Source organism: Paramagnetospirillum magnetotacticum MS-1, assembly GCF_000829825.1.
Classification (GTDB): Bacteria; Pseudomonadota; Alphaproteobacteria; order Rhodospirillales; family Magnetospirillaceae; genus Phaeospirillum; species Phaeospirillum magnetotacticum.
Genome location: NZ_JXSL01000035.1, coordinates 60532 through 81365 on the forward strand (window position 1 = coordinate 60532; position 20834 = coordinate 81365).

General features: G+C 56.4%; 23 protein-coding genes and 1 tRNA gene. 14 read left to right on the top strand and 10 right to left on the bottom strand.

Annotated elements, in window-relative coordinates; all coding sequences use genetic code 11:
* Positions 1-149: 149 nt before the first annotated feature.
* On the bottom strand, positions 150-668 hold the full coding sequence (locus CCC_RS20525; protein WP_041042966.1) for a hypothetical protein: 519 nt from the start codon (positions 666-668) through the stop codon (positions 150-152).
* 266 nt (positions 669-934) lie between these two features.
* Between CCC_RS20525 and CCC_RS23045 the strand changes: the two genes are divergently transcribed.
* The 3 genes from CCC_RS23045 to CCC_RS20540 all read left to right on the top strand — a co-directional run bounded on the left by CCC_RS23045 (position 935) and on the right by CCC_RS20540 (position 2842).
* Positions 935-1420, top strand: a complete 486-nt coding sequence (locus CCC_RS23045) for a FliG C-terminal domain-containing protein (RefSeq protein ID WP_082036721.1) — start codon at positions 935-937, stop codon at positions 1418-1420.
* A gap of 89 nt (positions 1421-1509) precedes the next feature.
* On the top strand, positions 1510-1818 hold the full coding sequence (locus CCC_RS20535) for an ATP-dependent Clp protease adaptor ClpS (protein ID WP_041043031.1): 309 nt from the start codon (positions 1510-1512) through the stop codon (positions 1816-1818).
* A 31-nt stretch (positions 1819-1849) separates the two neighbouring features.
* Positions 1850-2842, top strand: coding sequence for a P-loop NTPase family protein (locus CCC_RS20540; RefSeq protein WP_082036722.1), 993 nt, complete (start codon positions 1850-1852; stop codon positions 2840-2842).
* 232 nt (positions 2843-3074) lie between these two features.
* Here the strand turns inward: CCC_RS20540 and CCC_RS20545 are convergent, their stop codons facing one another.
* Complete coding sequence (locus CCC_RS20545) at positions 3075-3356, bottom strand: hypothetical protein (protein ID WP_041042973.1); 282 nt, start codon at positions 3354-3356, stop codon at positions 3075-3077.
* Between the two features lie 142 nt (positions 3357-3498).
* On the opposite strand from CCC_RS20545, the gene CCC_RS20550 reads away from it, so the two are divergent.
* The 3 genes from CCC_RS20550 to CCC_RS20560 all read left to right on the top strand — a co-directional run bounded on the left by CCC_RS20550 (position 3499) and on the right by CCC_RS20560 (position 5500).
* Positions 3499-4731, top strand: coding sequence for a tetratricopeptide repeat protein (locus CCC_RS20550; RefSeq protein WP_152619829.1), 1233 nt, complete (start codon positions 3499-3501; stop codon positions 4729-4731).
* A 122-nt stretch (positions 4732-4853) separates the two neighbouring features.
* On the top strand, positions 4854-5105 hold the full coding sequence (locus CCC_RS20555; protein WP_009867820.1) for a type II toxin-antitoxin system Phd/YefM family antitoxin: 252 nt from the start codon (positions 4854-4856) through the stop codon (positions 5103-5105).
* Positions 5102-5500, top strand: coding sequence for a type II toxin-antitoxin system VapC family toxin (locus tag CCC_RS20560; RefSeq protein ID WP_009867818.1), 399 nt, complete (start codon positions 5102-5104; stop codon positions 5498-5500). Before CCC_RS20555 ends, CCC_RS20560 begins: the two co-directional genes overlap by 4 nt.
* Before the next feature lie 49 nt (positions 5501-5549).
* Here the strand turns inward: CCC_RS20560 and CCC_RS21880 are convergent, their stop codons facing one another.
* Entirely contained in the window at positions 5550-6146 is a 597-nt protein-coding gene (locus tag CCC_RS21880; protein ID WP_152619830.1) for a MucR family transcriptional regulator, read from the bottom strand.
* 147 nt (positions 6147-6293) lie between these two features.
* Positions 6294-6671, bottom strand: a complete 378-nt coding sequence (locus tag CCC_RS21885) for an integration host factor subunit alpha (protein ID WP_269078897.1) — start codon at positions 6669-6671, stop codon at positions 6294-6296.
* Positions 6672-6784: 113 nt separating this feature from the next.
* On the opposite strand from CCC_RS21885, the gene CCC_RS20565 reads away from it, so the two are divergent.
* Entirely contained in the window at positions 6785-6994 is a 210-nt protein-coding gene (locus CCC_RS20565; RefSeq protein ID WP_041043035.1) for a cold-shock protein, read from the top strand.
* A 21-nt stretch (positions 6995-7015) separates the two neighbouring features.
* Here the strand turns inward: CCC_RS20565 and CCC_RS22285 are convergent, their stop codons facing one another.
* A complete protein-coding gene (locus tag CCC_RS22285; protein ID WP_152619831.1) occupies positions 7016-7393 on the bottom strand; it encodes a hypothetical protein in 378 nt (125 codons plus the stop codon).
* Positions 7394-7488: 95 nt separating this feature from the next.
* On the opposite strand from CCC_RS22285, the gene CCC_RS20570 reads away from it, so the two are divergent.
* Both CCC_RS20570 and CCC_RS20575 read left to right on the top strand, forming a co-directional pair.
* On the top strand, positions 7489-7797 hold the full coding sequence (locus CCC_RS20570) for a DUF697 domain-containing protein (protein WP_160295552.1): 309 nt from the start codon (positions 7489-7491) through the stop codon (positions 7795-7797).
* A gap of 2 nt (positions 7798-7799) precedes the next feature.
* Positions 7800-8357, top strand: coding sequence for a phospholipase D family nuclease (locus tag CCC_RS20575; RefSeq protein ID WP_052473431.1), 558 nt, complete (start codon positions 7800-7802; stop codon positions 8355-8357).
* A gap of 116 nt (positions 8358-8473) precedes the next feature.
* Here CCC_RS20575 and CCC_RS20580 read toward each other — a convergent pair whose 3' ends face one another.
* Positions 8474-9187 (bottom strand): helix-turn-helix transcriptional regulator, encoded by a 714-nt coding sequence (locus tag CCC_RS20580; RefSeq protein ID WP_082036724.1) that lies wholly within the window; start codon positions 9185-9187, stop codon positions 8474-8476.
* On the opposite strand from CCC_RS20580, the gene pglX reads away from it, so the two are divergent.
* From pglX to CCC_RS20595, 3 genes are all read left to right on the top strand, one after another.
* Positions 9171-12755 (top strand): BREX-1 system adenine-specific DNA-methyltransferase PglX, encoded by a 3585-nt coding sequence (gene pglX / locus CCC_RS22625; protein WP_201773324.1) that lies wholly within the window; start codon positions 9171-9173, stop codon positions 12753-12755. The genes CCC_RS20580 and pglX overlap by 17 nt on opposite strands.
* Before the next feature lie 183 nt (positions 12756-12938).
* On the top strand, positions 12939-13244 hold the full coding sequence (locus CCC_RS22295) for a hypothetical protein (protein WP_152619833.1): 306 nt from the start codon (positions 12939-12941) through the stop codon (positions 13242-13244).
* Between the two features lie 113 nt (positions 13245-13357).
* Positions 13358-13993, top strand: a complete 636-nt coding sequence (locus CCC_RS20595; protein WP_041042979.1) for a hypothetical protein — start codon at positions 13358-13360, stop codon at positions 13991-13993.
* A 252-nt stretch (positions 13994-14245) separates the two neighbouring features.
* On the opposite strand, the gene CCC_RS20600 is transcribed toward CCC_RS20595, so the two are convergent.
* A tRNA-Thr gene (locus tag CCC_RS20600) sits at positions 14246-14322 on the bottom strand.
* A gap of 542 nt (positions 14323-14864) precedes the next feature.
* Here CCC_RS20600 and CCC_RS20605 point away from each other — a divergent pair.
* Positions 14865-15401: a hypothetical protein gene (locus CCC_RS20605; RefSeq protein ID WP_041042981.1), complete on the top strand. Its 537-nt coding sequence runs from the start codon at positions 14865-14867 to the stop codon at positions 15399-15401.
* Between the two features lie 263 nt (positions 15402-15664).
* Here CCC_RS20605 and CCC_RS20610 read toward each other — a convergent pair whose 3' ends face one another.
* The gene (locus CCC_RS20610; protein ID WP_052473434.1) at positions 15665-17182 is read right to left on the bottom strand and encodes a Fic family protein; all 1518 of its coding nucleotides are present in this window, start codon (positions 17180-17182) and stop codon (positions 15665-15667) included.
* Between the two features lie 562 nt (positions 17183-17744).
* On the opposite strand from CCC_RS20610, the gene CCC_RS20615 reads away from it, so the two are divergent.
* Positions 17745-18710, top strand: coding sequence for a hypothetical protein (locus CCC_RS20615; protein WP_009868908.1), 966 nt, complete (start codon positions 17745-17747; stop codon positions 18708-18710).
* A gap of 115 nt (positions 18711-18825) precedes the next feature.
* On the opposite strand, the gene CCC_RS20620 is transcribed toward CCC_RS20615, so the two are convergent.
* Both CCC_RS20620 and CCC_RS20625 read right to left on the bottom strand, forming a co-directional pair.
* Positions 18826-19629: an ADP-ribosylglycohydrolase family protein gene (locus CCC_RS20620; protein ID WP_041042983.1), complete on the bottom strand. Its 804-nt coding sequence runs from the start codon at positions 19627-19629 to the stop codon at positions 18826-18828.
* 105 nt (positions 19630-19734) lie between these two features.
* Complete coding sequence (locus tag CCC_RS20625; RefSeq protein WP_052473437.1) at positions 19735-20757, bottom strand: cell division protein FtsZ; 1023 nt, start codon at positions 20755-20757, stop codon at positions 19735-19737.
* Positions 20758-20834 lie beyond the last annotated feature (77 nt).

Below are 20834 nucleotides of genomic sequence, written 5' to 3' on the forward strand. Positions count from 1 at the left end.
TGGCCGGCAGCCAATCTGATCTAACAATGCGCCAGATATGGACGTACTGTCGGGCGAAGTGCGTCAATGCAGCGTTTGTAAGGCGGCCATGAACCCCTGATCCTAGCGATTCATTTCGTTCAGAGAGATTTTGGCAGGCCGATTGAGTGTTAGGACGTCCGTTCCTGACGTGCAGAGCGTGCAATCTCCGAATCGGCAAGTATGGTGTGGAGGGGGCGATGTCTGCGGTGGTGGTATATATGGGCATTAACTACGTCCTGCTTCAGCCCCGAAGGCAGGGAGGCTCCTGGACAGGTGGTTGGACGGTCGGGGCTAGGAGTTGGGCCTTTCTCGATTGGGTCACGTATCACCACCATCCCCGCTGGCTGACCCATCATGATCGATCCGGTGGCTATGATGGGATTTTTGACGCTTTCCGTACCGCACTCGGGGGGCGGCTCGATGAAGCAACGCGGGGTCGGCTGTTGCGCGTTGGTACGACCTGCTGGGAAGGGGGCAAAGCCCGAGGGATCGACATGCGGCAGAATTTCGTCTGGCTGGTAGCCGCGCCCCTGCTCTGGGATCTGGAGCTTCTCAACCAAGAGCAATGTCTCGATCGGATGATCTTTGCCGATTGTAGTCGAGACCCACTCGCTCTGGATCGGGCACGAGCCGTAATCGAGGCGCATGGCAGCTGCCAGTCTTGCCCACCCACTTAGGTACCAAGGGGGAGGGCGAGGCAGCTGTACGACCATATTTGGCGCACTAATGCTTCAATTTCACAGAAGTGGTCAAGCGCAGCCGCGGCATGGCCAGTTACAAGCACCGACACACTGCCGTTCAGGACAATCGCAATGACCGGCTCGTCTAAAATTCACGGCCCCAAATTCGCCGTTCTTGGCGTCCCCTTCTCGCGCAGGCAACTTCTCGCGGGCATGGAAGCCGGAGCCAAACCATGAAGCATTCAGCGGGGCCAGACGCCAACTTCGAGCGTCTCTCTTGGGTAAGCGCTCAGACGGCGTGGGCCATCTGGCAAAGGGCTGACGGGCGCACAATAAGACTGGCCCTATACGGATCCGGTCCGGCCGTTCTATCTCGCTTTCTGTCAGTCCTCTCAGGCTCGTGTCGTCGAAGCCTCCTGGTATCGCTGGGGACTATGCATCCGGTCCCGGCAGATTCGATGAAGGCCGCTCAGGATGAGATCATGGCGCTAGTTGCCAGCATGGAGGCGCAGGGAGACGTCGAGTGGGACGCGTGCCCTGCCAGGGCCCTTCCTCGCTGGCACGACATCTTTCTTGGCAACGATCCCGACCCGGTCCTTTTCGACATTCTGCTCACCGCCATCCGTAGCTGCGCCCTAGATGGCCATGGCCGCGGCAAGCGGGGCATGCGAAACGCATTGCGACGGATTGTCCGGTGGTCACGCGTGATGCGGCATTAGATGTGCTGTGATTACACAGGATTGCTCGTTTTTACGTTATGGAGCGCTTGCGCTGTGTCTGGCCCGTCGAGCCGGAAGGAGAAATTACAATGACCATTGAATTGATGGAATCTGTTGATGGGGAGCAGGAAGAAGATGGTGCTCCTACACTTTTCGACGTGGTGATGATCAATGACGACATCACCCCATATCTTTTCGTTGTTCTCATCCTCATCGACGACTTTCGGATGAGTGTGGAGCTCGCCGAATGGACGGCTTTGACCATTCATGAGGATGGCCAGGCCGTCGTCATGACCACCACGCACGAAATCGCTAAAGAAAAGGCTGCAGACGCCGTGTCAAATGCACAACAGCAGAATTTCCCGCTTCGGGTGACCATTGCTCGATCCCCCCTATAGGTTCCGATCATCGCAGAAGGTTTCAGCCAACATGAACACTACGTGCGAACTGGAATGCTTAAGTCTACTGTCGAAGGTCAGTGCTCAGAAGGATGAATTTCGGATTAGGTCCGGATTCCACGAACTGGATACACTAACATTTGGCTTCCGGCCTGGTGAAATCACTTTGGTCGCAGGCCATCGCCCGATCGACAAGGTCGATTTCGCCTGTCAGGTCGCAGAATATAACCGCCTAACATCCTTTCCTGGTGTTGATGGAAGGGATTCGGGTGCAATGCCACCGACTATCCTCGTGTTTTCCCAGGAGTTGCCCGCTCGAGTGCTTGGCAACCGAACCACAAATAGGCTTGGCGGCGACAAACAGCGTCTTGATTGCACGTTGGCATCGACTTATGTGATCGACGATCCATCTCTGTCGATTCCGATGATGGTGGAGCAGATATACCGCTACTGCGAGTGTCGGCCGATCCCACTGATAATTATCGACGGGGCCGACTTCTTCTACGGCACCCCTCCAGAGGCCTGCGACCGACGGAAGAAGCCATTCGCTATTGCTCGACTGCTCGCCGCAGCGGCGCGGAAAACCGGAATCCACATCTTCATTACCACCAATTTGCAGCAGGAAATTGAGTTCCTTGGAACAGACGCGAGGCAGATCATTCTTGCTGCCGAACCGTGTTTGGGCGGTCTCACGTACCTTGGAAAGCGATTCACTGAAGCCTTCGACAATATCATTCTGCTCGATCATTTCCGTTATGTGCTCGAACGCATGGAACCCGCCCATGACCCTGACGCGGGTGAGAGGATGACATGCTTCAAGGCTCGTCACTCTGGATGGCTCAATGCTCTTGAGGCGGTCGGAGCTCGGGTCGATCTTCTTCTTGTCAAGCAGCACTACGGACCGCTGGGACGCGTGTTGCTGACCTACGACCCACTTGGCCACTATTATGCTCCTCTCGAGGAGGGGCAGGCCAACGTGCCCAGCTTGTACGATGTTGTTGAGAAGCTAATGTACTCAGAATGATGCTCAGGCGCTCAATGCCAGCCATTCGTCGATGCCTTCCGTACCCGAGGAAGGCCCCACATCCCTGCGTGCGATCGATCTTTTCGAACGCCTCATCGGGATGCTGCGCGTGGCCCTTTCCCAGGGCGAGAACGCGGCGGGACGCTCACGTCTTCTTTGGCCACCGAGGTTGAGCTGGCCGGATACCTCATCGGCGAGGTGATTCTGTCCGACAATGCCAGCCCGGCCTAGTTTAGGCTGTGCGTCCCAACGGAATTGCCGACAATTCAACTTCGCCACCTGCGCTGAACTGGGTCTGCATCACGGCAAAGGCATATCGCTCCTTATCAATGGGACGACGAGCCCGAAGCTTGGCTACTTCATCGGGGGTGGGGCCGCGCCATTCATCTGACCCAGCCACAGGCATGGCCAGAAAGCACGAGGCCACCTTAACGGCTTGGCGGAAATCGCCAGCGCGGACGATGCAGAACGGAGCCTGATTGTAATCGACGGCAAACAGAACGGACTGAGCCATAGCGGGATCTCCTGAAGACAATGCCCCATGTTCTCTATTCGTTCCCATCGTGTCAAGAGGTTTTTCCGCAGTCGTGAACCAAGGGATCAAAGCCTAACCAACCATAGGAAATGGTGAGCCGAGTGCAAAGGGCATTCTTGGTTTGATCGCCATACGCGGTGAGGGATGTGACAAGGACGTCGCAACCGGGATGGGCATGTTGGCCGATGCCTATGAGGCAGGGTGCTCAAGCGCCGCTTACCATATGGCCAAGCTCCTTCTTGAGGGCTACGAGGTCGAAGTAAACGAGCCAGAAGGCATCAAGTGGCTTCGCAGATCCGCCGAGATGGATCACGACAGCGCTCAATTGGAATTGGCTCGGCGCTTGCGCTATGGCCGCGGCATCAAGGCCGATCCGGCTCAGGCCGCGATCTGGTATTTGAGGGCCGCGGAGCGAGAAGACCCGACGGCTCAATCCATTTTGGGCGTCATGTATCTTGAGGGCGAGGGCGTTCCGAAAGACGGGGCAGAATCGGTTAAGTGGCTAAAGCTCGCTGCCGACCAAGGCGATGCGATTGCCCAGTACAATCTCGGCCTAGTTTTCATCCGCGGGAAAGAGGCGCCTAAGAACTATGCCGAAGCCCTCAGATGGTTTCGCCGCTCCGCCGAAGGGGGACTGAATGCGGCCCAGTACCGCCTTGGAGAGGCGCTTTTCTACGGGATAGAAGGTGCCGAAGAGGACGAGGCAGAGGCCTTAGTTTGGTACGGAAAGGCGGCTCAGACCGGATATGCCCCAGCCCAATTGGCTCTTGGCATTCAATATGCCTATCGACGGGAAGGTGAAGCCGAGCGCGAAAGCGGTTTCAAATGGCTGCGGCTCGCGTCCATTCAAGGGTTGACCCGCGCGACTGCTCTCCTCGGTGATCTATACAGAAAGGGAATTGGTACCGCACAGGATGCTCAAAAAGCCCTCAGCTGCTTTAAGACAGCGGCCAAAGCTGGCGATTCTCTCGGCCAGGTCTATCTCGGAGAATCCTATCTGTTTGGGGAGATCGTCGCGCATGACTATGGGGAAGCCGCTCACTGGATCAGCTTGGCGGCTGAGCAGGGCGAACCCCGATCAGCGTTTCTCATCGGCATGATGTTTCTGAGAGGCAATGGGGTCGAGCGTGACTTTAAGGCCGCAATGGCTTGGCTGAAAACCGCTTCCGAAAGGGGGCAGTCGATCGCCAAATACCATATTGGCCTCCTTTACTGGGATGGTGATGGTGTTGATCGGGACCTTGAGGAAGCAAGGCGGTGGATCCAGGAATCTGCTGATGAAGGCTGCGAGGAGGCACGCCAGTGGCTTTCCAAGCATGCTCAATTATCCGACGGCGAAAGCCAGTGCGCCTGATGAGGTTGAAATCACCGCTCTGAAGATCGTGGCGGCGGCAGTGCCGCGTGATTCCCTTGACCTGGTCCATAGCAGTGGACCACTATGGGCGTAAGCAGAAAATGGACCAATGGAGTGGCCCAATGCAGGTCAGTGTCAGCGACGCCAAGGGACAATTGCTGGACCTGGTACGCCGGGCCGAGGCGGGTGAAGAGGTTGTTCTGACCCGGCATGGCCAGGACGTGGTGCGCTTGGTCCCCGCCCATGTCAGACCCGATAGGACGGAACGGCGTGCCTTGCTGGAGGAGATGTTCGGCAGCGCCCGGCCGGAGAATGGGGATATTGCGGCACGAAGCCAGGATTTTCTCTATGACGAGCAGGGATTGCCCCAGTGAGCGATTCGGCGACTGTGGTGGTGGACACGTCGGCGTTGATGGCCATTCTGTTCGGCGAGGAGGCGGGCCTCCATTGCATCACGGTCCTGGCCGAGGCGCGTCAAGTGTTGCTGTCCTCCGCCACTCAGGCGGAAGCCCTGATCGTGGCTGCGCGGCGTGGACGGCGGGCCGAAATGGAAAAGCTGATCGCCCGCCTGGGGGCGGATATCATCCCGCTGGCCGATGGAGCTGCGGTGGCCGACGCCTATGACCGCTGGGGCAAGGGTATTCATCCGGCGGCGCTGAACTTGGGCGATTGCTTCGCCTATGCCCTGGCGAAGAACCGGGGATGTGCACTGCTGTTTGTCGGGGAGGATTTCTCCCGCACCGATATTGCATCCGCAGTAGTCAGATAGCGCACGACGGCCTGATCCATCGGACTGGGGTGCCAAATGGCAGCCGATGTTAGGCCCCTGTTTTCGACCAGCGTGATGCCGGATATCGATGCCAAGTCTGAGGTGACGTTGGCGCGGATTCGACCTCGGTTCTCTCCGGTTCCGGGCTAATCGCCAAGTCCAGTTCAGCTGGCTCTGGCCGAGTTTTCACCGGCAGCCGAAGTGTTCCAATTTCAGATTTGATGGTGGTACTCTCCGGCGTGGTGGCGGCCTGCTTCTTGCTGCCGAGGCCCGTCTTCACTGCAATCTCTGCGCGACGAAGAGAGTAGTTCGGCGCCACCAAGGGATAGTCCGCATTCAACCCCCATTTGGCACGATATTCGTCTGGAGATTGGCCATGGGCGACCATGAGATGATGTTTCAGCGATTTGAATCTCTTGCCACAATCCAAGCAAATCAGCAGGTCCGGGCTGATTGCTTTGTTGGGCGAAATGGCAGGCTTCAATTCGACAGGGTTCGGCTGATTTGGATCCAGCTCAATAGCGCTTAGTAACGCGGCATGGGTTGATCGGATCAGTTCCGCTAAGTCAGGTAGATCCAGAGCATTGCCTCGCAGATAGGCGAAGACGAGACGCGCAGTCGCGAACTTCATATCGGATTCGGGCATATGTCAGGGATCCCTAGGGGCGTCAGAGGCGCTAGGCCAGATGCGGCCTCAATGCCTAAAAAAGGTGATGATGGGGATCATCTGACATGATGCAGCCTGCGGATCAAGCCTGCGTTATGGAGGGGGCCATTGGTTTGGTTTTGGCGATCACGAAGCAGACTTTTGGTTCATGCGTGTTTTAAGAATCGCGGATGGCCGGAAAACCAATACGCGGCGTGGTGTGATCGGGACCTCCTCACCAGTTTTTGGATTGCGGCCGATACGTTGTTTCTTCGCGCGAACGGAAAAGCTGCCAAAAGATGAGATTTTGACAGGAGTTCCTTTCGCCAGAGCTTCTGAGATCAGGCTCAGGACAGACTCAAGCAGATCGGCGGACTCGTTGTGGGATAGCCCCACCTCTTGGTAGATAGCTTCGCTCAGATGGGAACGAGTGAGGGTCTTTTCCGCCATTATGGTCATCCTCGTCTCGCGTGGCGCATTGCCCTGCCGGGCATCGCCGCGAGCAGGCTTGCTTTTGAGCGCCAACCGACAAAGAGTATCAGGGTCAATTGTGCCCAGAGCAACATTCAGAGTTGATCGGCATCTTGATGCAGGTGGCGATGAGCGTGACCTGCCAGATCACTATCGGAGACTTCTTCATGCCGAACGGCAGCGTCAAATGGTTCAATAGCACCAAGGGTTACGGCTTCATCGCTCCGGACAATGGCGGCGCCGACGTGTTCGTACATATCTCTGCCGTCGAGCGGGCCGGTCTTTCTGGTCTGAATGACGGTCAGAAGGTTTCTTTTGACGAAGAGCGCGACCCCAAGAAGGGCAAGACCTCCGCGGTCAACCTCAAGGTGTTCTAATCGTTCATGGTGTGGCCGACTTTAAGAGAGTCGGCCATGCTCATGGAAGACGGGAGCCCAATTTTGCATGGCTTTGCTACGCCCTGATATCCCCCGCTCTTTCAGCGCGGCCTTCACGGCAGACTGGAACTCCGGATGTACGCTAAGCGGGTATAGCCGAACCCACGGGTATGTATCTAATTGCTGAAGTGCTTCCTCCCACGGAACCCAAGGACGTGCGGGTACAGAGTGGTGTTCAATGTCGTCCAGTAGCGCCGCTTCATTTGTTGTAACAGTGAACAAATAGCCACGGCCTGATTTTCGCCCAAAGAGCATGATGCTACCTCCATCTGCTCCGACTTCAAGTATCAGATGGATATCAGTAATATTATTATTTGAACCATCTTGGTCGTTCATCATGGCAACCTTGAATTATGTGTGAGAGCCATGCTCCATATAATCGGCATGGCACCAATATCTTGGCACCAAGCCTGCACTTACATGGCTCGCCCTATATGAGCTCACTGATGTGTCAAATTCGGGCATGCTGGTTCAGTGTTACCTTCAGGCGCATATTGCGGGAGTTGACCATTGTGGCGGCGGCGGACGCGGTCGGCAACGCCCTGACAACGGCGCTCGCGGAAGCCTTGGGAAAGGGGCTTGAAACCGTCACGGTCGCCGCCGCCGAAGGCACGGTCGCCGGCCAGCGGATGGTTCGCCTCGGACTGGTGGCGATTGCTGTATGCCGCCCATTGCCTTTCGACGAGGCCACAACGCCGAACATGCTCGACATATTGTTTGCCGACACCAAGGGGGGATGTTGAGAATGCAAAAAGCCCGGATTCGATCGGGAGGCTGGCGGATCGCCTTCGCCGCTTTTGGGGCGCTGCTTTTCTCGACCTCCGGAGCAATCGCACGCGACCCTCAAGTGTGTTTCACTCCTGGCGAGGATTGCACTGGCATCATCGTCGATCAGGTGACGTCGGCTCGAAGGGAGGTCTTGGTGCAGGCCTACAGCTTCACCAGCCCCGAGATCGTAAAGGCGCTGGCCGCCGCCAAGCGCCGCGGAACTGATGTCAGGGTCATTCTCGACAAATCGAACACTTGCCGCGACGGTGGAGATTGCGAAAAGAAGGGCGCTATAGCGGCGGACACGTTGTCCATCGCCAAAGCGACGGTGTTGGTTGACCGCCGTCACGCCATCGCGCACAACAAGATCATCATCATCGATGGGCAACGCGCGATCACCGGAAGCTTCAATTTCACGCGAGCCGCCCAGGACAAGAACGCTGAGAACCTGATCATCATTCAGGATGAGGATCTGGCCAGGAAGTACCGCACGAACTGGATGCGTCATGCCGACCATTCTGAACGCTATGAATGATCTTCCAACTTTCCGGAAAATGGAGGGACTGCTGCAGATCCTTGATAAGGATACGATTTTTACGGATTGAATTTAGGGCGGCAGAATTTTCGTTGGTCTTACATCCAGTGCGGACTTCAAGGAAGAGCCGGCCAGGCTACCCGACCAGGGTTCACCATCTCGGCCAATTTCTGGGGTTCCAGCACCTCGACCTTGTCGCCCCAGGCATAGAGATGCCATGCCATTTCCAGTTCGGAGGCGGCTACGAATCTGACAATCAGAGAACCATCTGGCAGACGCTCTTGGGCCTGACTGGGGTGGAAGAGAAATTCAGCGGCATCGTCAGCAGCATCGGGCGCGAATTTCCAAGCGGTCTGAAACGGTTCATCCTGGAATAGACCGAAGGATCGGGCCGCGAAATCCTGCAATTGAAAGCCGGGATCCCGAACGAACGGCTCTCCAGTAGCATCGACAGCCTCAATGTGAGGAAGCGCGAATAGCGCAACCTTGTTGGCTTTGGGGTGCTCATGCCATGCAATCAGGTAATTTCGATGGCCGTGGAGGAAGGCGTAAGGATGGACAATTCGCTCGTTGGCTTGTCGGGTCCGTCGGTTACGGTAGCGTAATTTTACCTTGCTGCATGTGATCATCGCCTGGCGAAGCTCTTGGACGAGATCGGTGTCGATCATTGGCCGGGGGCCTGGGCGCATTGCCAGACCTTCGGCCTCCAACAAGGCTTCAAGGTCAGGTTCAACGCGACGGGCCACATCAGGTTTCATTAGCGCTTTGAGTTTAGCCGCGAGGGTCACCAACTCGGCAGCTTCATCCTCTCGGTTGTCACGCTCGAACATCCCCGCCGCGACGCAGCTTTTTACCCCACACTGGATCGTGCGCTATCTGGTGGAAAATTCGCTGGGCCGCCTCTGGCTGCTCAACCGTCCGGGGTCGAAGCTGGCTGAGCGGATGGACTATTACATCGCGCCCGAAGAGCCAGAGAAGGATTTCCTGCGCATCGGCAAGCCAGAGGAGATCAAACTCTGCGATCCCGCTTGCGGATCCGGGCACATGCTGACCTATGCGTTCGATCTGCTCTTCGCGATCTATGAGGAAGAAGGATACGACCCCGCCCAGATCCCGGCGCTGATTTTGCAGCACAACCTGACGGGGGTGGAGATCGACGACCGCGCGGGGGCACTGGCGGCCTTTGCGCTGGCGATGAAGGCGGCCGCGAAGCTGGGGCGGCGGCGATTCTTGCGGTTGGAGGCGAAGCCCTACATCTGCGTGTTGCAGGATGTGAGCTTCACGCCCGCCGAGATGCGGGACGTGGCTGGCATAGTGGGCAAGGACCTGTTCACCGACGAGCTGCGCGAGACGCTGGGGCAGTTCGAACAGGCGAAGAACTTTGGCTCGCTGGTAGTGCCGAAACTGCGCAATACGGCAGAGACGCTACGGGAGGTTATAACGCAGGATTTCAGCGGGGATCTGCTGCTGAAGGAATTGCAGGAACGTGTCATGGCCGTGCTGCGCATGGCCGAGGCACTGTCTCCGAGATATCACGTTGTGGTGGCTAACCCGCCGTATATGGGTGGGAAAGGCATGAACGGGCCACTCCAAGAATTTGCCAAATATTACTACAAATATAGTAAGTATGATCTTTTTGCTATGTTTATGGATCGCGCAGTGAGACTCAATTTAAATTTTGGACTCACTGGGATGATCAACATGCAGTCGTGGATGTTTCTTTCATCTTATGAAGGTATGAGATCAAATATACTTTCAAAATGCCCAATCATTTCCATGGCACATCTCGGCGATCGCGCCTTTGACTCCATTGGTGGTGCGGTAGTTTCAACGACCGCATTTGTTCTTGGGAAAGGGCAACCGATGGAATACAAAGGCACTTTCTTGAAATTGGTGGATGGAAGGTCAGAAGCGGCGAAGCAAACCGATTTCCTTGAAGCTATCCGCGACCTTGGATCACCAATCAGATATCGGATTTCGACTAAGATTTTTACGAAGATCCCGGGGGCGCCCGTAGTTTATTGGATATCTTCAAATCTCAGAGAGGCGTTCGCAAGTTTACCTCCCCTGTCGCAATATTATTTGGCCCGTCAAGGCTTGGCTACAGCCGAAGATGATACCTTTCTTCGACAATGGTTCGAAATTGCAAAAAGAAAATCTTCGGTTTTTGCCGCTTCTGAGGACTCTCGCTGGTTTCCCTTCACAAAAGGGGGCGAGTGGAGGAAGTGGTATGGAAACAACTTCCTGTTTGTGGATTGGGAGGACAACGGTCGTCGTTTGAAGGCATTTGAAAGATCCGTAATCAGAAACGAGGAGACCTACTTTTCGCATCACATCACGTGGTCCTTGATCGGCGGAGGTCTGCCTGCCTTTAGAGCGGGTGATACCTCTTTTGTTTTTGGCCACAAAGGTCCAGCGCTGATTCGAATCGGACCAAAATCACTCGAAGATCTTTTATGCCTGTTGAATTCACGGGCCGCAGAGGCAGCCTTTAAAATCACGAGCCCGGGCCTATCGATTGAGATTGGCCATATTATGAATTTGCCGATTGCAAATGCAAAGTTGCCATCGGGCGGTTCGGCTGCGCTAACTCAATTGGCTCGCTCCGACTGGGACGCCTACGAAACCTCCTGGGATTTTGCCACGCTCCCGCTGCTCTCGCCTGATCACCAGGCCGGAACGCTGGAGACCACCTATGCCCGCCTGCGTACCCATTGGCAGGGCATGACAGACGAGATGCAGCGGCTGGAGGAAGAGAACAACCGCATCTTCATCGACGCCTATGGTCTGCAGGACGAGCTGACCCCCGAGGTGCCGATCGAGGAGATCACCCTCACCTGCAACCCCGCCTATCGTTATGGCGTAAAAGGCACCGAAAAAGAGCGTGAAGCCCGCCTTTGCGCTGATACCATGATCCCATTTGTCGAGCGCAATTACAATCTGATCGAGCTAGGCCCGAAAGGGACAGGCAAGTCGCATATCTATTCCGAATTTTCTCCCCACGGTCAGCTGATCTCGGGAGGCGAGGTCACGATTCCCAAGCTCTTCGTGAACAACTCGAACGGCCGCATCGGTCTGGTCGGCTATTGGGACGTGGTGGCCTTCGATGAATTCGCCGGACGCGAAAAGACCGCGAACAAGGCGCTGGTCGACATCATGAAGAATTACATGGCCAACAAGTCCTTCTCGCGCGGGGTCAACCCGATGGGGGCGGAGGCCAGCTTTTCCTTCGTTGGCAACACCGATCACAATGTGCCCTTCATGTTGAAGAATAGTGATCTCTTCGAGGCGCTGCCGAGCCAGTTCCACGATTCAGCCTTTATCGACCGTCTGCATGCCTATCTGCCTGGCTGGGAGATCGACGTCATTCGGGGCGAGATGTTCACCAATGGCTACGGCTTCATCGTCGATTACCTAGCCGAGATACTGCGCCACCTGCGGTCCGAGGATTTCTCTAACCGGCCTGACCAGTTCTTCAAGGTCAGCCAGAAGATTTCGACCCGAGACCGAGATGCGATCTACAAGACCATGTCCGGCCTTCTAAAGCTGATATTCCCTGATGGCAGTCAGACCGAAGCGGAAGTCGAGGAATTGCTGCGCTTGGCCATGGAAAGCCGCAAACGAGTGAAGGATCAGCTCGCGAGGATCGACAGTACCTATCCCGAAGTGGATTTTCACTACATCGGTTCCGACGGCGAAAAACGCGGTGTGACGACGGTCGAGGAAGAGGAATATCCGCAATTCTACCATCTGAAACCAGCGCAGGATCCGAAAAATCAAGAACAAGAAAAGAGCGAAGAGAAAAGTGACGAACGGGCTGACGATGTAACGCAAGAAAAGAGTCCCGTTGCTACGGCGCCAAGCAGCCCAGCACCGAAAGTCAAATCCCTTTCTGAAGGCCATCATGTCTTCGCAGAGAATCGCAAAGGCATCAGCTATGACAAGATATTTGGTCCCTATATTGCTGGCGCATCAAGGATCGTGGTGACCGATCCCTATGTCCGTTATTTTTACCAGATTAAGAATTTGATGGAATTCGTCGAAATGGTCATCCAGCGCAAGCCGCCAGAAGATCAGGTCCACATTCATCTGGTGACAGGACCCGATGACGGGAATGTGTCCAAGCAGCGTGAGCTTCTGGATTCCATTGCCGACGCCTGCGTTGGCACAGGCATCGAATTTACGTGGGTCTTCGACGGCACCGGTTCGGGACATGCACGGGATATCACCACCGATACCGGCTGGAAGATCGTTCTAGATCGTGGGCTCGACATTTTCCAGGCGCCCATAAGAAAAGACGGATTTTCTCTTGGGGACCGATTGCAGGATCACCGGACGATCAAGGGATTTTACGTGACCTATGTCAGGACCACAGATCAAGGGAATCAAGTCGCATGAAGAACTTCTGAGCCACATTGGACCGAATGGGCGGGCGTTTTATGGCTTCTCCCATGCTGTCGTCGCTGGGCAGGCTGCGCAGGAAACCGAGCCAGACAGCAAGGCGGCGCAAGAGATTGCCGAGCTGTGGAAGTGGATCAAGAAGCGCGTTGATGCTGTCGCAAATAGATCATAGGTGCGCAAATGGAGCAGGGCAAAGAGCGAAAATTCTATAAAAGTGAAGAGTTTTCATACCTTATGAAGGTGTTTGCCGTATGTACAATTTACGCAATGCTTCTGAATTTATTAGTAATAAAGCCATATGGTGCAATTGATTTAACCGTGGCCGAATCAATTGGCACTGGCTTGGGCTACACGACTCTTGCTGCCATTATTGTATTGCTTTGGCGACGCCTGCAGTCAGTCAAAACTAGAAGACCTTTTAATTTCACCACTATTTTGGTCGCGTTTTTCATGTTTGCGAGCTGGTTTGGCACACAGTCACATTGAATATCTGTAGAGGTGAAAAATGGCTATGAAACCAAGCCTTGGTGCGGCTTTGAGCGCATCGGCCACCCCCAATAAGGGTATCCCGGCTGGCGGCAGTCACAGGGTGCATTGAAATGTACGAGTACAATACCGTCCCGGACGCAAATATCCCGGAAATCCGTCTGGTGTTGGAGATGCTGCGCGTGCTGATCCGCTGTGTAGCCGAAGCACCGGAAGCTGTGGACACGACCGCAAAGGTTAGGGCGGTGCTCCGCAATGAACGAATCCTGTATGGCGGCGGAGATCTATGTAGCTCGTTCGTTGATGGCGACGAGCCGGGCGATGACCGAGATTCCGAACGGTTCCTCGCCGCTGAGGCGGTGGCACTCAAGATGTTCGAGAACATCGTTTATGGCGGCGGCTGCGGAGAGGAAGGCTGTTGTGGCCCGCATGGCCTCTGGTATGGCCGCAGGAAGCCCTCGGCCGATCATGGAGCCTCCATGATTGCGGCGATCAAGAACGAAGTAGGCGCGTCGCCGTTATGGGCGACGACCTCGGTTCAGCTCCGCACTGAGGGCAAGGAGGATGAGATTGCCGAGGGTCTGGCGCGATCCAAGCTGACGACCTTCACCCGCATTCTGCCGGTTAAACAAGCTGAACTGCTGACCATCTACTTCGAGGATGCCGACGCAGCCGAGCGGTTCAGAGCCGAGCTGGTGCCTTCTCACAAGGCGGATGGGGCACCAGCTCAGATCTACCGGCTGCCTTGATACCACGTGGATATAATCGTGATCTGGTGGGGCTTTTGCTATGCCGTGACGCCCTGCCATAGCCGACGACATAGCCGCCGTGTCTTCTTGCCGAGGGCGAAGAAGTAGTTGTAAACGTGGCCTTGGCCATCAGGGCTTGAGTTTCGCTGGATATGATCGCCAATCAGGGAGATCACGGTGGCCAATCCGCCAGACACCAGACCGTTATGCATTGCCCGCATTGTGTCGTCTGTCATGGTTCTACCTGTGAATTGGTGCTGGCGACAGGAGTTGAACCCGCAACCGTCCGCCTACAATGCGGCTGCTCTACCAGATTGAGCTACGCCAGCCCCGTTGCCTGAGCGATTACTGCTCACGGCCAAATGGGAATCAGGCTGTTCGTCCGGTGTAGTGGTTCATCTCGACTCCGTAGCGCCCTGTCGGTGCAACGTCACGCCCGACCGACATGCAGGGAGAGGTCTTATTCCCTTTGGCGCCAGCGACGACGATAGCCCCCTCTGCGGTTACCGTCAATCAGGCCCAAAAGCAAAACCCCCAGCCGAAGCCGGGGGCTTGTTGTTGACCGTGTGGGATAAATGCCCGAAGGCCAGCATCACAACGCCCGAAGCGACATCCACACGCGTCAACGTCCGAAAGATAGCCCGCGGCCGAGGCAAGAGTCAATCAGACCGGAAAAGCAAAACCCCGTCATTGCTGGCGGGGGCTTGCTGGTGCTGACGCGACAGCCTCAGTGACGAGTACATTTTCGAATTCAATAAGTATGCTTACGCTGCATTATATCGCTGAAAATGGCTGGCGGTGCGTTTTGCGCCAAGAGTATCACGCAGCCCCCTCCCCTCGCCCGCCGTCCTTACAGCTGGGAAGGTTGCAAATGGCCAAGATCCAGGAGTCGTCAACCATGTACAAGAGTAGCAGGCAGCTGATAAAGGATAGGCAACCATTCAGCAGATATGAGTTAAGGAAAATTACAGTCCGGAGGATCGGCGGCGGTGAATACGGCATGTGCTGCTATAATGCTGATAAATTCAAAAACATCGATATTAATGGGACGGGATCAAAGCAGAACTTTATGGTGAGCGGGTGGATTGTTGGAGCGTTCGACAAAGAAAAATGTCTTACTGAGATTTCGCAACACTGGTGGAACGTAGACGGCATTACGAAAGAGCACTTCGACACAACACCGATTGATGGAGATACGACACCATCACAGTATGAGTATATAATTGATGAGGAAATTGCAGTCTACGGCATGGAGATGCTGAATGTAATTTCTAGCAACGTCACCAAAGACCTTGTGCTAATGAACGGCCAGTGGTTTACACATAATGGCGAATCTGATGACGACGGAATGGTGAAGCTAGATATAATATCGGAACTATCAAACGAGAAGCTATTTATTATAAAATAGATTAAATTGCCCCCTATCTACATACGACACTGCCGTTAAGCTTCCGGCCCCCTCCCCTGCCAGTTCCATCCGCAGACGACGTTTAACTCATGCGGCCGTCCTCCCCTCGCCCGCCATCCTTCTCAGATCACCTGTCAGCTCCGCCACCGGCATCCACCAGCATCCAGCCCATGGCTGCCGCTTCGTCGCTGTGGCCAATCCCGAGGCCATCGGCGATGATGACGACGAGAGGGCTAACCCTGCACCCGGAAAGAAACCGTGCATCAGGGAGCGGATGTCAGCATATTTTCGGTGTCCTCTTCCGGATGTTCCTCTCGCGGAGAAATGTCGAACTCCTCGGCGACAACCTCTTCGAGGAAGGTCACCTCCTCATCCGTCATTTCGGGGACCAACTTCTTGCGTTTGCCGCGACCAAGGGCGCCTTCGTTGTTGAGAATGACGCCAATCAGAGTGTCGATCAGACGCGACGGAATGCCGTCGATTCCCGCGGCAATCCTTTTCGCTGCGGCGTCGTAGCGGGTCAGCCAGTCGATCTCATTGGGTAAGTCGCACTCGATTGCCTCCTTGAGACAGTCATCAAGGAAGCTGGCATGAGGCGTAGCGTCGAAATAGCGGTAGAGATCCGCCGTGTCGTTGAGGACATCGACATTGCCGTCGATTGTTGGCCGCCATGAAATGTGAGGCAGAATGACACTCGAATGACACTCAAGAACTTGCCGGTAGCGATCGAGGTTCGCCAAAATGCGCGAAGTGATGGGGACCGGCATATCCAACGGCACCGCCTGAGAATGGGCTAGCGCCTGATGGATCAGGGCGCGATGAACGCGACCATTGCCATCCTGAAATGGATGCACGTAAACCATACCGAAGGCGATGGCCGACGCGACGGCAGCGGGTGGCACACCATTTTTCAGCATGACCTCCGACGCCGCGACGATGTCGGTCATCAGTGCCGACACGTCGGCAGCTTTGGCGCCAATATGATCAGGTATCGGCTCTCCATTCTTCCCTCGCCCGCCGACGAACACACCGTCATCACGTAATCCTTGGCGCACGAAGCGAGCATCAGCCAGAACCTCTTCCTGAAGACGGACCATGACATCGAGGCTGATGGGCTTGTGGCAAGCCGCAACCATGGCCCGCCCCCATCGCTCAAGGCGATCACGTGGCGCCGTCTCGCTTTCGATGGCCCAGGAGGACTGGCTGTCCTTTAGCAAAAGGAACGCCGCGGCGCGCCGAACCATGGTTGGATCGTGGCTCGCCACGATCGCGCCAATGCGCTGCCGGTAGGCCTGTGCATCATCGGCCAGCAGGAGCGTATCAGTTGACGCCTCTGCTGCTCGCTTGGCCTCGGACCTCCGCCGCGTCAGCGGACAGAAGCCTGGCACCCCAGGCATGTTGTTACGCACTCGATGGCGAGTCGATGGTGCACCCTGTGTCTTGCCAACCAGGTAATCGTCCGGATCGAGGGCGTCGATGTAACCGCCGGCCGTAGAAGGCAGGTCTGGAAGGTCGAGTCGGTGATTCATCAGCCACTCGCACAGGAACCATGCCCGTCTGGTGTGAATCCCAGCTGCGCTTCTGGTGGCGATGGCATCGCGACAGCGTTGCGGACCGAGGACCTGAAATGTCCTCTTCAGAGTCAAAAGGTCAACCCCTTCATGCTTGAGGGCAAACTCAATATGATCCCAGGGCTCCCCGGCGCCGATGGCGGTGCGCGCGCCGAAAACGCGCCACTCAACGCCATCGGACAGCGATGCCCTGTCGGCTGGGTTGACCATTCGGTGATGAAGACAGCTATGCCCATAGACAGGAGGTGGGCATGGGAGATCAGGGCGGACGCGCAAGACGAAATCCACCAAGGCCGCATACCCAACCAGCGACGTTTCACTCGGCGGCTGGGCGCGAAGAGAGTGGTTCGCTGGCGATGCCATATGAATTATCCTCCACAGCGGTGAATTATTATAAATATGGCGGCGTTGCGTGAAAAACGCAACCGTGGCGAAGTGAATTATCTTCTTAGGTCGTGAAAATTCATATTATGTCGCTAGATATGTGAATTACGCCATACGGTTCACGCTGCCAGCCTGTGTTGCTGTGCCGCAGCCATCTTCCGCAAATCCCCCGCCAGCTCGGCCACCGGCATCCACCAGCATCCAGCCCAGGGCTGCCGGTAAACCCTGGCCGAGGGATAACCGTGTGCCATTTTGCCGCTATCACCGCGCATCTTGCACCACCCTCACGCCAGTGTCAGAAATCGCTTACAAGGTGTCGAACACCTCGGCCAGGTCCGGACATAGGATCCCCTCCACCAACGACCCACCCCCTTCGGAGGTTTATCCAATGGCTATTCTCACCACCCTGCTCGAACCCAAGACCGACATTTGGCACGGCCGCATCCGCCCCGACATCGCCTTCATGGACTCGCTGATCCCGGAGGCTGGACGCGAGAAGGACCGAGGCCCGAATTTCCAGATCGTCCGTTCCAAGGACGGTAAGGGCAACTTTTCCCAAAATGCCGTCTATGGCAGCAAGGGATGCATCGCCGCAGTGCTGGCAGCCTTCCAACGCCAAACGGGTGAAGCCCTGACCATCAATGGCCTTGCTGACCGCATCGCTGCGCTCTCAGGACCCAATGCCAAAACAAGCGCCGTAGATAAGACGCTGCGCCGGCTCGAAGATGGGCACATCGTCACATGGGAGACGACTCTCACCATCTCCAACCCCCTTGGAATCGATCCACTCGATCTGGTCCGAACCCTGCTCAATAACAAGGGCGTCGAGATCGACCGCGACCGCATGGAGCAAGACCGGCACCGACTGTCCAATTTTGTCCTGCCAATGTGCACAATTGACTCGTCCATCGATGCCATTACCTGGCTGGAGTTTTCCCTGCGGAAGGCGCGTCGCCTGGACCTCGATGATGCCAACTTTGTGCCGGCCGACATGGATAATTGCCAGGCCGCCAACCGCGCTTACGATCTGGTCAGATCTGCCCTTCGAGCTTGGCACCGGTCGGGCGCCGACGGATCGATTGAGCGCGGCCGCCTCAGCCAGGCACTCCAGGAGCTGGCGGCCGCCGGAATGTATCTCCACTGCGGTCGACTGGCACGGCTTGTCCCGCTGGGCGAACCGGATGATAGCGACGCCCGCTCCGAGACTGCGCTGGTGGCTAGATTCTCCCCCAAGCCCACCGCCGTCTCCATCCCGTGGTCTCGTGAGAACGAGCTCGGTTTGTCTATCGACGACGACGGCCTGCGTGAAGATGCCGTTGAGGCGCTCGCCTGGGCCGCCCAGGAACGATTTTGAGGGAGGATGACGCCATGACCAGCACTATCAGCACCACCACGCCCACCGGTTGGATCCGTCGGGCCTTGCGTGAGCACCGCCAAGACCTCCATCTCAGTCAAGCAGACCTCGCTGTCTATTTGGATAACCGACACAGCACCACCACGAAGGCGGAGACCGAGGCTGCGATTTCAGATTTATGGGTGAAGGAAGCTTCGCGGTGCGCTTCAATCACCAAGCCATCGGTCGAAATGCGTGCCATCGCAAGTGGGGCAGCTCGGTGGGCAGGATTACACCCCCCGGTCATGCCACCCAATTCTCGATCCACGCATGTAACAGCGTCGTCCCAAGGCACCCCCGCGTCCACCTTCATCATCACTGCGTCAAATACTTGTCCCGTGTCGTACCCTTCGGCCCGCCACCATGCGAGATATCGCCTCTTCACATCGGTGTTGTAGAGCCCGTCGAATTCGTTCAGCGAAAAGGCCAATTCCAAAGCCATTGCCCGAGGCCCGCCGATCTTGTCGCCCGCTGCCAATCCCAGCAGCACACCGCTTCGGCGGTCAGTTATGGAAGGGTCTGCTGGTGAAGGGGCATCTGCATAATGCCGGATTGGTTCCCTTGGAACTCCAGCCAGATGCGCTGCGCCATCTTCGAATTCAAGCCAGGGGCAAGGCCGAGTAAGACCAAAAAACTGGTCAACGACGGCGACGTCTTTCCACTCCCCATCGGACACAAGTTCCATCCCAAGGGATTCAAGATCAGATAGGCTCGCCTCAACATCCTGCGGCCCCATATGCCCGAAGGCGGCAAGATGGCTGTCGGCTCGATACGGTCCGCCACAAAAGTCATATTCAAAGGCTGGAAGGCCGCCCGGATATTTGAACGCGATAGCGTCCTTGCGAACAATGATGGTTATGAACTCTATAGTGACGCCCATGTTCGCTCCTTGAGAATAACTCCGCCCCACGTGTTTGGTCGGCCGAACCGCGTCGGTCACTGGACAGAATCATCAAAATTGTGAAATGCACTCGCGGTCGCTACCTCAAACGTTGGATGGACGCCAAGATGGTGCTGCGATGGACTGTGTTGAACCGGGTCCACCGCTGTGACGGAGTCCGGTGTCTAGAAGTTCACCAGCAGCCAACACCGTGACCCGCATCTTGCCTTTGAGCTTATTGTCGAAGGTGGAGCCGACGGTGATTCTGGCCTCGGGGGGCATAAGGTCACGGATGCAGGTGACGGCGTCGTCCACCTCGAACAACGTCATGTCCGCGCCGCCAGCAACGTTGATAAGCAAGCGCTCTTCCTTAAGGGTAGTAGAGTCGAGCAGCGGGTTGCAGATGGCCGCCAAAGCGGCATCATGCGGGCGCTTGTCGCCCTCGGCCTCACCGGCACCTATCACGGCGTTGCTCATTTCACCCATCACCGTACGAATGTTGGAGAAGTCCAGATTGGTCGCCAGGTTGGTGACACCTCGCACACTGGAATAAAGTTCGTCGTCCACCAACTTGAAGGCGTCGGCGAAGGTGGTGCGCTCGGTGGCGACGCGGAACAGGTTCTGGTTGGGGATGATGATCAGGGTGTTGACGTGCTTCTGAAGTTCGTCGATCGCACCTTTGGCGGTACGCATGCGGTGAGTGCCCTCGAAGAAAAAGGGCGTAGTCACCAAGCCCACCGTGAGGACGCCTTGCTCACGGGCCGCCCGGGCAATGACCGGAGCGACACCCGCTCCGGTGCATCCTCCCATACCGGCGATGATAAACAGCATGTCCGTGCCCTGGATTTGGGAAAGGATTTCCCCCAGACTTTCCTTAGCGGCGATACGGCCCCAGTTGGGCCTGGAGCCGCAGAAAAACCCTGGGGGAACTTGTTTCCCCAGTTGGACACGCTGCTCGGTGCGGCTTTGGTGCAGTGAATGATAATCGATGTCGGCGGCGATAAAATCGACGCCTTCCATGCGAGATGCGATCATGGTGTTGACGGCGCTGATTCCGGCACCACCGACCCCGATGACCTTGACTTTGGGGGTATGCAGTGGAAATACGGGGCGAGGCGGGGAAGCCATGGCGCCCCCTGGACGGCCGACTAGAGATGTGACTGCGAGAGAGGCTGCGGCGCCCTGAAGCAAGGACCGGCGACTGA